We start from the raw sequence: 9,844 nt of genomic DNA, 5'->3' as shown, positions 1-9,844 counted from the left end.
CCCCCCTCCCCCCCCGGCCGGTACCAATAAAAATTGCTGCAAAATGGCCACTGGAACAGTGGCATCTTGCAGCAAATAATTTATTGAAAAGCTGGGAGCTGCTGCTCCGCATTTGCTCGTACTAGGCGCCACCCAGGCGATGGAACAGGTCTTTAACCTGGTAGTCCCAAAGCATGCTCTGGTCCTTGATTTCCTTCTTCTCTGCAAAATCTTTGATCACCAGGATGGTTTGGTTGGTCACCTCCGACTTTTCGATCCTGAACTCGAAGTATTCCTCTTTGGGTGCATGCGACCAATGGTACCGCACAAAGCGCTCTTCCTCGCTCTCCACCTGTTCGGCTGTTTCGCTGGAGCCGTTCCAGGAGAAAGTAAATACGCCATCTCTTTCATCTACTTTATCGGCAAACCATTCCTGCATACCGCTGGCGGTAGAAAGAAATTCGTACAGGATGGTGGGCGAACAGCGCACCGGGTATTCTAAAGTGTATAATTGTTTTTTACTCATTGGGTCCTATTATCCCTTCGGGGGCTGCAATAACAGGAAAAAAAGGGAACCACCAAAATTTTTTATCCAGCCCTGTTATAACTTATAAGGGTTTTTCCGTAAGCATTTGTAAAAGGATTCTTAAAAATTATTTTTTTCATATACACAGTTTTCTTAAATTGGATAGAAGATCACTAGCAACCAACAAATCTGAGCGGAAGATTTTGTGATGGAATATTTGGGACACCCTTACCAAAACGATTGCGCTGCAACCTCAAATTAACCATCTAAACTGCCTACCTATGAGTATGCGTCAGCTGAAGATCACAAAGTCGATCACCAATCGTGAATCGCAAAGCCTGGAAAAATACCTCCAGGAGATCGGAAAAGTAGAGCTTGTTACGCCTGAGGAGGAAGTTCGCCTTGCCACCCTGATCAAACAAGGCGACCAGCAAGCCCTCAACAAGCTAACCCGTGCCAACCTGCGCTTTGTGGTATCTGTTGCCAAACAGTACCAGAACCAGGGCCTTTCCCTTCCCGACCTGATCAACGAAGGCAACTTGGGCCTCATTAAAGCCGCCCAGCGTTTTGACGAAACCCGTGGTTTCAAATTTATTTCCTATGCCGTATGGTGGATCCGCCAAAGCATCCTGCAGGCGCTGGCCGAACAGGCCCGCATCGTGCGCCTGCCGCTTAATAAAGTAGGCCTCACCAACCGCATCCAAAAAGCCTACTCACAGCTGGAGCAGGAGTTTGAACGCGAACCCTCGGCCGAAGAACTGGCCGAACTCCTGGGTATGGACCTGGAAGAAGTTTCCTCTTCACTGGGCATCAACGCCCGCCATATAAGTATGGACACGCCGTTGGCCGAAGGCGAAGAAAGCACCCTGCTGGATGTGCTGGAAAACCCAAATGCAGAAAAAACCGATGCCGAACTGGACCACCGCCAAAGCCTCCGGGTGGAGATCAACCGCTCGCTGGGCACCCTTACCGAAAGGCAAAAGGACGTGATCTGCTACTTTTTTGGTATCGGTGTGGATCACCCCCTTAGCCTGGAAGACATTGGCGAAAAGTTTAATCTCACCCGCGAACGCGTTCGCCAGATCAAGGACAAAGCCATCACCAAACTAAAAGCCAATAGCCGCACCAAAGTACTGCGCACCTACCTGGGGGCCTGAATGTTTGGGGTTTGGCGTTAAAGGTTTGGCCTTGGGCTAAAGTGCAGCCTCCCGCATCCCACTTATATCTTTATATTTGCACAACTGAAAGTGAATAGTCTCTATTCACTTTTTTTTATCGCAGATGGAAGGATTGGAAAGGATTTCGCAGATGTTTTATGGAGCAAAGCCACTACAAACATTCGAATCTTACAAGACAAATTATTGGCTGTGCCATGAAGGTGCACAACCATTTTGGCTGCGGTTTTCCAGAAGCGATTTACAGGAAAAGTTTATTGATTGAACTTGCACAAACCGGTCTGAACTTTAAAAGTGAAGTTGAAAAGGATATTTATTATCAGGCTCAATGGATTGGGAAAAGAAGGTTGGATGTACTTGTTGAACAAAAAGTACTGGTTGAATTGAAAGCTGTTGGTGAAATAGATAAAACTGCTTGTAATCAGGTTCTTAACTACTTAAATATCTTTAAAATTGAAGTGGGGTTGTTGCTCGACTTTGGAGCAGACAGCCTTCAGTTCAAAAGATTCGTTTATTCCGAAAGGAATCTGCGAAATCAGTAAAATCATCAAATCTGTGATCCATGTTTGAATCATTAAGCGACCGGCTTGATAGTGCCTTTAAAAACCTTAAAGGCGAAGGAAAGATTACCGACCTCAACGTGGCGGCAACGGTGAAAGAGATCCGCCGTGCACTGGTGGATGCCGACGTAAACTATAAGATCGCCAAGGAATTTACCGATACGGTACGGGAAAAGGCAACGGGTGAAAAAGTGATCACCGCCATTTCGCCCAGCCAGCTGATGGTAAAGATCGTTAAGGACGAACTGGTAAGCCTGATGGGTGGCGAGGCTACCGAACTGAACGCTAAGGGCGCTCCTGCCGTGATCCTGATTGCAGGCCTGCAGGGCTCGGGTAAAACCACCTTCAGCGGCAAACTGGCCAACTACCTTAAAAAGCAAAAGAAACTGTCGCCCCTGCTGGTGGCTGCCGACGTGTACCGCCCTGCGGCCATGGAGCAGCTGCGGGTGCTGGGCGAGCAGATAGGCGTGGATGTGCACCTGGAACTGGAGAACAAAAACCCGGTTGAGATTGCCCAAAACGCCATCCGCGAGGCACGCGCCAAGAACAAGAACGTGGTGATCATCGATACCGCCGGCCGCCTGGCGGTAGACGAAGCGATGATGACCGAAGTGGCCAATATCAAAAGCGCGGTAAACCCCACCGAAATCCTGTTTGTGGTGGACAGTATGACCGGCCAAGACGCGGTAAACACCGCCAAAGCCTTCAACGACCGCCTCGACTTCAGTGGCGTGGTGCTGACCAAGCTGGATGGCGATACCCGCGGTGGTGCGGCCCTTTCTATTAAATACACGGTTGAAAAACCCATCAAGTTTGTTTCCAGCGGTGAAAAACTGGATACGCTCGATGTGTTTTACCCCGAGCGGATGGCCCAGCGTATCCTGGGTATGGGTGATATCACCACCCTGGTGGAAAAAGCCCAGGCCCAGTTCGACGAAGAGCAGGCCAAAAAGCTGGAAAAGAAAATCCGCAAGAACCAGTTTGACTTTGCCGACTTCAAGCAGCAGCTGGAGCAAATCAAGAAGATGGGTAATATCAAGGACCTGCTGGCCATGATACCCGGTGTGGGCAAGGCCATCAAGGATATCGATATTTCGGACGATGCGTTCAAAGGCATTGAAGCCATCATCAACTCCATGACCCTGCACGAAAGGGCCAACCCCGATGTAATTGACAGCAGCCGCCGTAAGCGTATTGCCAAAGGTTCGGGCAAGGACATCTCGGAAGTAAACGCCTTTATGAAGCAGTTTGAGCAGATGCGCGAGATGATGAAGATGATGAACAAAATGCCCATGGGCGGCAAGATGATGCCGGGCATGCGGAGGTAATACCCACGGGCTCCCTGATGGAGAACTTAGGTCGAAATTGCCTTTTTGATCCGCCATCTCTCCAAGAGGTGGCGGATTTGTTTTAGCTGCTGGCACAACCCAAGATTTGAAGATAAGGCCGGGTTTGAATACACTTTGAACCCAGGCAGCTTCTTAATTGCTTAGAAATCATCTAAAAAAAGGGGTCCCAGCAGCATTTCCCTTCTGTTTTCTCTAATCCGCAAACGAATGCGGATAAAGGTTCTTAAAATTTGCCAGTAAGTTGTCTATGTTGGCTGACGGCCGTACTTTTGCCGCGTTAACCTTTTTTCTTTAACGCATTTAAATGTCTATTTAAGATGCCAGTTAAAATCCGACTGCAAAGACACGGGTCGAAGAAGCGCCCGTTCTATTTCATTGTTGTGGCAGATGCCCGCAGCCCCCGCGATGGTAAATTCATCCAGAAACTCGGTACTTACAACCCCCTGACTACCCCTGCTACTATCCAGCTCGACCGTCAGAAGTCGTTGGAATGGCTGCACAAAGGTGCTCAGCCTACCGATACTGTTCGTAAAATCCTGTCGTACAAAGGCGTGCTGTATCTGAAACACCTCCTGCGCGGTGTGAAACTGGGTCTGTTTGATGATGCTACTGCTATGGAGAAATTCCAGGCATGGCATGGCGAACACGAAGCCCAGATTCAAAAGCGCCAGCAGGCTGCCCAGCAGGAAAGAAGAGCCCGCAGAAATCCGCCTTACCGCCGTCAGGAGCGCCCCGCAGCGCGTCCCGCCAGCGAAGAAGGTGCTGAAGGATAATCATCCGGACCTGCAACGAATTAAGGTGGTTTGCCCCCGGGCAGCCACCTTTTTTTATTTCAGAGATAGGATATCGGATTTGGGCAGCCACTCACCAGCGCCTATTTGCCGACAAAGGAAGTGCTCCGAAATCCGTAATCTAAAATCGCAAATCGAATGACTGAATATTTTAAGATAGGCAAGCTCGTTTCCGCTTTTGGCCTCACCGGCGAGTTGGTACTGAAACATAGCCTGGGAAAAAAAACAGCGCTCAAAGGCTTGGCGGCCATTTTCATTGAAGAACGCAAAAGTTCCTTCATCCCCTATTTTGTTGAGGGCGCCCGCATCAAGAGCGAAGAAGAAATTTACCTGAAAATACAGGATATCAATACCCGCGAGGCTGCGGTAAAGCTGGCGCAAAAAGAAGTTTGGCTGCCCGAACCCGACTTCCGCAAGTTCTCGGCAAAAACAGCTCCCATCAACCTGCTGGGCTATACCCTTATTGAGGAAGAAAAGGAACTGGGCCTCATCATCGAAGTGATAGAGCAACCCCACCAGGTGTTGTGCCGCATAGAAGTTGCAGGCAAGGAAGCCTATATTCCCCTTAACGAAAGCACCCTGCTGAATATAGACCACAAGGACCGCAAGGTGTACGTGGAGCTACCCGAAGGCTTGCTGGAAATCTATTTAGGTTAAGGCAAACACCCCGTTTTGCCTTAACCACCCTTTTACACACCGGCAGGAGCTACCACTACCGGAAACTGGCCGGTAGGCAACCCCAGCGCCTTCAGTGCATTGCGGGCCTGCACCATATGCCTTTGCTCATGGGCAATCAGGAACCGGAAAGTGTCGCCCAGCTTTAGTTTGAGCAGTTTGCTCAGGGATGTGGCAATTTTTATTTCGTTCATATTGCGCTTACGGGCAATTTCCAGCAACTTCAGCAACTTGTGCTGGTGGGTGATAAACTCCTGCAACACAGCATCGGCGTTCAGCACCAGTTCGGGCCGGTAGCCTTTGGGGGTTTTCATCTTGTTTTTCACCTCCAGCACATTGGCAGGCTGCATCATGCGGGTAAAATAATCGCCCAGCATACCGGGCACAAACCAGGCGTTCCATTCTTTAGGAATAATGGCCACCTTTCTTTCAATTTCAGGCAGGTAATAGCGGTTGTACAAATTGAGGTGCTCCAGCGCCTGCAACACGGTCCACGAACCTTCGGCGGGCGGGTAATTGAGCTTTACCGGGTCAATACCCCGGAAGTGCTCTGCACCCAAAATCAGCTGGCGCACATCCTGCTGCAAACTATTGATCAGGTCCTCGGCTTTAAACTTTTTCATACCTGGATGTTTTGAAACAAAACTAGCAGGAGGTGTTTTGCAAAATCTTTGCCTTAATCAAGATTTAAGAAAAAGGGATTGGGTATTGGGTATTCAAAATGAATCCGGAACCAGGGAAATAGTTTTGGGTTTTCCTCCTGCTCATTCAATCCTGAATTCCCAATCACCAATCACTACGCACCAATCACTTTCCACTACCCTGCTTACCCTCATTACCCGATTCGTACCGACCCCAGCAACTTGCTGAAAGTTGCCGGGTCGATACCCAGGTAAGAAGCCAGGTATTTATGCGGTATGAGATTAAGCACATGGGGGCTCCGGCGCAGCAGGGTGCGGAACTTATCTTCTGCACTATAATACTGTAGTTCAACCTGCCGCTCCAAAACGCCTTTGAGTACAAAAGCAGTAGCCTTCAGTAGTAGGGTTTGTATATTGGGATAATGGTGTAACAATTGCTCCAGTTGTGTGTAGCTGGTGCGCAAAAAGCTACTCGCAGTAAGCGTTTCCAGCACATAGCCCGAAGGTGTTTGGGTAAGAAAGGAATCGGCAACACCCGAAAAGGAATAAGGATAGGTAAACACAATGGTAGCCTCAGCGCCGGCCGGTGTAAGGCAATAGCAACGCTGCACACCTTCCAGTACAAAATACAGGTATCGTTCCGTTTCGCCACTTTGGGTGAGCACCTGCTTGCGCTTGCAGGTATAAGGCTCCCAAACGGCCAGGAAAGCCTCCATCTCTTCGCTCTTCAATGCGTGAATGGGCAAAAGGAACTGCTGCAGTTGTTGGTGCGGGTTCATATTGGTGGTTAAACTTACCGATTTAACAGCAGCGGCACTTCGCTTTCACACCTAACCACGGTAGCTCCATTTATCATCCTGATACAGGTTAGTTTTTTGCTACGTTTTCCTTTCCAGTATAAACACTATAGCACTACGAGAATCAACCGCCCACCAGCCACCGCCCCTAACAGTAAGCACCATTCCACCGTATCTTAGAAAGTTTTACCAAAAACCAAAAACCAAAAACCAAAAACCAAAAACCAAAAACCAAAAACACCTAACGCCAAACTCACAACCCCTAACCCACCTACCTTTGCCCTTCTAAACCTTCACCCATCACCGCTTCCCGTCATATCGCCCATTTCGACCTCGATGCTTTTTTTGTGTCGGTAGAAGTACTGAAAAACTCTTCATTGAAAGGCAAGCCCCTCATCGTTGGTGGCGACGGTCAGCGCGGCATTGTAGCGGCCTGCTCTTACGAGGCCCGCAAGTTTGGTATTCACAGTGCCATGCCTTCCATAACAGCAAAGCGCCTTTGCCCTGAAGCCATCTTTATCCGCGGCAGCCATGCCGATTACAGCCATTATTCGCGCATTGTTACCGGCATCATCAGCGAGGCGGTGCCCCAATTTGAAAAAGCCTCCATCGATGAATTTTACTGCGACCTCAGTGGCATGGACCGCTTCTTTGGCGCCAGTGAGTACACCCGCCAGTTGCGCGAAAAGGTGATGCGCGAAACGGGCCTGCCCATCTCCTATGGCCTGTCTTCTTCCAAGCTGGTAAGCAAGATGGCCACTACCGAGGCCAAGCCCAATGGCTTCCTCGAAATACCGCATGGCAAGGAAACGGCATTCCTCTGGCCCATGACGGTAGACAAGATTCCCATGGTGGGCAAACAAACAGAAGTGCAGCTCAAACAAATGGGTATTCATACCATTCAGCAGCTGGCCCATACACCCATTGAGGTATTGGAAAGAGCCTTTGGCAAGTGGGGCAAACGCCTGTGGGAAAAAGCACATGGTATCGATGACAACCCGGTGGAGGCTTACAGCGAACAAAAATCACTGTCGCACGAAGACACGTTTTCGGAAGACAGCAATGACCTGAAATTCCTGCACACCCAGTTGCTCAAGCAAACCGAGGAATGTGCGTACGACCTGCGGCAGGAAGAAAAGCTGACGGGTTGTGTAACGGTGAAAGTCCGGTACTCTGATTTTTCTACCGTGTCCAAACAGGAAGTGATTGACTACACTGCGCTGGATAACGTGTTGTTTGAAAAAGTAAAAGACCTTTTTGGCAAATTATACCGTCCGGGTGAAAAGGTGCGCCTGTTGGGTGTGCGCTTTTCGCACCTCATACCCATGACGCTCCAAATGAATTTGTTTGACCGGTCGGAGGAAAAACTGGAATTGTACAAAACGGTAGACCAGTTGAAAAACATGTTTGGCTCCGCGATGATCACCAAGGCGGGTGCTATGCGGAAAAAGCCGGGGAACACCTAACAGGTCGTAAAGACCTATAAGGTTTTTAAAACCTTATAGGTCTATCTTTAGCCCGCTTATTTTACCATTAACGATATAGCTTATGCAACAGGCCTGGAAAAGTTATCAGGAGCAGAACAAAGACCGTTTCCTCAACGAAATGCTGGAACTCCTCCGCATTCCTTCCATTTCCGCCAATACCGAAAACGCTGGCGATATGCAACGCTGCGCCGATGCGGTGGCCCAACGTCTCCGCGAAGCCGGCGCCGACCGCGTGGAGGTGATGCCTACCAATGGCTACCCCGTGGTATATGGCGAAAAGATCATCGACCCGTTGAAACCTACCGTGCTGGTATATGGCCACTACGATGTGCAGCCCGCCGACCCGCTGGAGCTGTGGCACAGCGGCCCCTTTGAGCCCGTGATCAAGGATGGTAAAGTGTATGCCCGCGGCTCGGCCGACGACAAGGGCCAGTTTTACATGCACGTAAAGGCATTTGAAACCATGGTGCAAACCGGCACCCAAACCACCAATATCAAGTTCCTCATCGAAGGCGAAGAAGAAGTGGGCTCCCCCAACCTGGAGCAGTTTGTAGCCGATAACAGGGACCTCCTGAAGTGCGATGTGATCCTGATTTCCGATACTTCCATGATTTCGATGGAAAATCCTTCCATTGATGTGGGTGTACGCGGCCTGGCCTACATACAGGTAGAAGTGACCGGTCCCAACCGCGACCTGCATAGCGGTGTGTATGGTGGCGCCGTTGCCAACCCCGCTACCATCCTGGCTAAAATGATCGCTTCCTGCCACGACGAGAACAACCATATTACCATTCCTGGTTTTTACGACGACGTAGTGGAAGCCACACCCGAAGAACGCGAGCTGATGGCCCGTGCACCTTTTGATGCACAAGAATATGCCGCCGACTTGGGCGTACAGGAACTGTGGGGCGAAAAAGGGTATACCACCAACGAACATACCGGCATCCGTCCTACCCTGGAAGTAAACGGCATGTGGAGCGGCTATACCGGCGAAGGGGCCAAAACGGTACTGCCTTCAAAGGCTTATGCCAAGATCTCTGCCCGACTGGTGCCCAACCAGTCGTCGGAAAAGATCACGCAGATGCTGCTGGAGCATTTCCGTAAAATTGCGCCTGCATCGGTTCAGGTAAATGCTTATAACCTCCACGGCGGTGAAGCCTATATGACCCCGCTCGACAGCAAGGGTTACCAGGCTGCAGCCAAAGCAGTGAAGGAAACATTTGGTAAAGAACCCATCCCCGTACGTGGCGGTGGTTCTATTCCCATCTGCGCTATTCTGGAAAAAGAACTGGGTGTGAAGATCGTGTTCATGGGCTTTGGCCTCGACAGCGACAACCTGCACTCGCCCAACGAGAAGTTTAACCTGGAGAACTACTATAAGGGTATTGAAACCATTCCTTATTTCCACCAGTATTTTGCGGAAGCATAAACCAATCTTCCATCTATTAAAGAGATGGAAGATCTTATAATAGCGCCTACCCTACCGGGTGGGCGTTTTTATTTGGAACCTTTGAAGTCGGGCAGGGGCTTGGGCTCTTTCCAGGCATTGGGTATGCGGCCGGGCAACGGGTCCTTTTCAGGTGTCTTTTTAAAAGCGTTGGGCATGGCTGCTATATCGCTGGTATCCGGAACAATGCAGGGCATGCCGTCCTGCGGCAGGATGCGCACCCGGCTGCCGGGTGTTTGGATCACCAGGTTGAAGGCCTCGCGTTTCACCGTATCCTTACCTGCTATCTTGAACTGCATGGCCCTTTCCAGCAACTTGGATTTGTCCCCGATATTAATTTCCTGCGCCTGTAGTGAGGCACTGAAGCAAGCAGCAATGGCAAGGAGCAGCAGTTTCATGATGTTGTTTTTGGTGTGT

General features: G+C 50.0%; 11 protein-coding genes. 7 read left to right on the top strand and 4 right to left on the bottom strand.

Annotated features, from left to right (window positions below; genetic code table 11):
• Positions 1-121 precede the first annotated feature (121 nt).
• Entirely contained in the window at positions 122-505 is a 384-nt protein-coding gene (locus BUE76_RS06060) for an START-like domain-containing protein (protein ID WP_073040843.1), read from the bottom strand.
• A 281-nt stretch (positions 506-786) separates the two neighbouring features.
• Here BUE76_RS06060 and BUE76_RS06055 point away from each other — a divergent pair, with 281 nt between their 5' ends.
• The 5 genes from BUE76_RS06055 to rimM all read left to right on the top strand — a co-directional run bounded on the left by BUE76_RS06055 (position 787) and on the right by rimM (position 5,037).
• Positions 787-1,662, top strand: coding sequence for a sigma-70 family RNA polymerase sigma factor (locus BUE76_RS06055; protein WP_216820631.1), 876 nt, complete (start codon positions 787-789; stop codon positions 1,660-1,662).
• Positions 1,663-1,820: 158 nt separating this feature from the next.
• On the top strand, positions 1,821-2,222 hold the full coding sequence (locus BUE76_RS06050) for a GxxExxY protein (protein WP_073040847.1): 402 nt from the start codon (positions 1,821-1,823) through the stop codon (positions 2,220-2,222).
• Between the two features lie 20 nt (positions 2,223-2,242).
• Positions 2,243-3,568 carry a signal recognition particle protein gene (ffh, locus tag BUE76_RS06045; RefSeq protein WP_073040849.1) on the top strand — a complete coding sequence of 442 codons (1,326 nt, stop codon included), beginning with the start codon at positions 2,243-2,245 and terminating at the stop codon, positions 3,566-3,568.
• Between the two features lie 338 nt (positions 3,569-3,906).
• Positions 3,907-4,362, top strand: coding sequence for a 30S ribosomal protein S16 (rpsP, locus tag BUE76_RS25335; RefSeq protein WP_073040851.1), 456 nt, complete (start codon positions 3,907-3,909; stop codon positions 4,360-4,362).
• Between the two features lie 156 nt (positions 4,363-4,518).
• The gene (rimM, locus tag BUE76_RS06035; RefSeq protein ID WP_073040853.1) at positions 4,519-5,037 is read left to right on the top strand and encodes a ribosome maturation factor RimM; all 519 of its coding nucleotides are present in this window, start codon (positions 4,519-4,521) and stop codon (positions 5,035-5,037) included.
• Between the two features lie 32 nt (positions 5,038-5,069).
• Here the strand turns inward: rimM and BUE76_RS06030 are convergent, their stop codons facing one another.
• Positions 5,070-5,678 (bottom strand): DinB family protein, encoded by a 609-nt coding sequence (locus BUE76_RS06030; protein ID WP_073040855.1) that lies wholly within the window; start codon positions 5,676-5,678, stop codon positions 5,070-5,072.
• A 212-nt stretch (positions 5,679-5,890) separates the two neighbouring features.
• Positions 5,891-6,475, bottom strand: coding sequence for a Crp/Fnr family transcriptional regulator (locus BUE76_RS06025; protein ID WP_073040857.1), 585 nt, complete (start codon positions 6,473-6,475; stop codon positions 5,891-5,893).
• Between the two features lie 317 nt (positions 6,476-6,792).
• Here BUE76_RS06025 and dinB point away from each other — a divergent pair, with 317 nt between their 5' ends.
• Positions 6,793-7,959: a DNA polymerase IV gene (gene dinB, locus BUE76_RS06020; RefSeq protein WP_073040859.1), complete on the top strand. Its 1,167-nt coding sequence runs from the start codon at positions 6,793-6,795 to the stop codon at positions 7,957-7,959.
• Positions 7,960-8,041: 82 nt separating this feature from the next.
• Positions 8,042-9,409 carry a dipeptidase gene (locus BUE76_RS06015; RefSeq protein ID WP_073040862.1) on the top strand — a complete coding sequence of 456 codons (1,368 nt, stop codon included), beginning with the start codon at positions 8,042-8,044 and terminating at the stop codon, positions 9,407-9,409.
• A 68-nt stretch (positions 9,410-9,477) separates the two neighbouring features.
• On the opposite strand, the gene BUE76_RS06010 is transcribed toward BUE76_RS06015, so the two are convergent.
• Positions 9,478-9,825, bottom strand: coding sequence for a hypothetical protein (locus BUE76_RS06010; RefSeq protein WP_073040864.1), 348 nt, complete (start codon positions 9,823-9,825; stop codon positions 9,478-9,480).
• Positions 9,826-9,844: the final 19 nt, after the last annotated feature.

The organism is Cnuella takakiae, assembly GCF_001953305.1.
GTDB lineage: Bacteria > Bacteroidota > Bacteroidia > Chitinophagales > Chitinophagaceae > Flavisolibacter > Flavisolibacter takakiae.
This window is presented reverse-complemented; position numbering and strand designations above follow the sequence as displayed.

What these genes read in the sequence shown, in the direction of transcription:
- BUE76_RS06025 (WP_073040857.1), bottom strand. Translation starts at nt 6,475, where the DNA reads ATGAACCCGCACCAACAACTGCAGCAGTTCCTTTTGCCCATTCACGCA.
- BUE76_RS06060 (WP_073040843.1), bottom strand. Translation starts at nt 505, where the DNA reads ATGAGTAAAAAACAATTATACACTTTAGAATACCCGGTGCGCTGTTCG.
- BUE76_RS06055 (WP_216820631.1), top strand. Translation starts at nt 787, where the DNA reads ATGAGTATGCGTCAGCTGAAGATCACAAAGTCGATCACCAATCGTGAA.
- rpsP (WP_073040851.1), top strand. Translation starts at nt 3,907, where the DNA reads ATGCCAGTTAAAATCCGACTGCAAAGACACGGGTCGAAGAAGCGCCCG.
- BUE76_RS06030 (WP_073040855.1), bottom strand. Translation starts at nt 5,678, where the DNA reads ATGAAAAAGTTTAAAGCCGAGGACCTGATCAATAGTTTGCAGCAGGAT.
- BUE76_RS06015 (WP_073040862.1), top strand. Translation starts at nt 8,042, where the DNA reads ATGCAACAGGCCTGGAAAAGTTATCAGGAGCAGAACAAAGACCGTTTC.
- ffh (WP_073040849.1), top strand. Translation starts at nt 2,243, where the DNA reads ATGTTTGAATCATTAAGCGACCGGCTTGATAGTGCCTTTAAAAACCTT.
- BUE76_RS06010 (WP_073040864.1), bottom strand. Translation starts at nt 9,825, where the DNA reads ATGAAACTGCTGCTCCTTGCCATTGCTGCTTGCTTCAGTGCCTCACTA.
- rimM (WP_073040853.1), top strand. Translation starts at nt 4,519, where the DNA reads ATGACTGAATATTTTAAGATAGGCAAGCTCGTTTCCGCTTTTGGCCTC.
- BUE76_RS06050 (WP_073040847.1), top strand. Translation starts at nt 1,821, where the DNA reads ATGGAGCAAAGCCACTACAAACATTCGAATCTTACAAGACAAATTATT.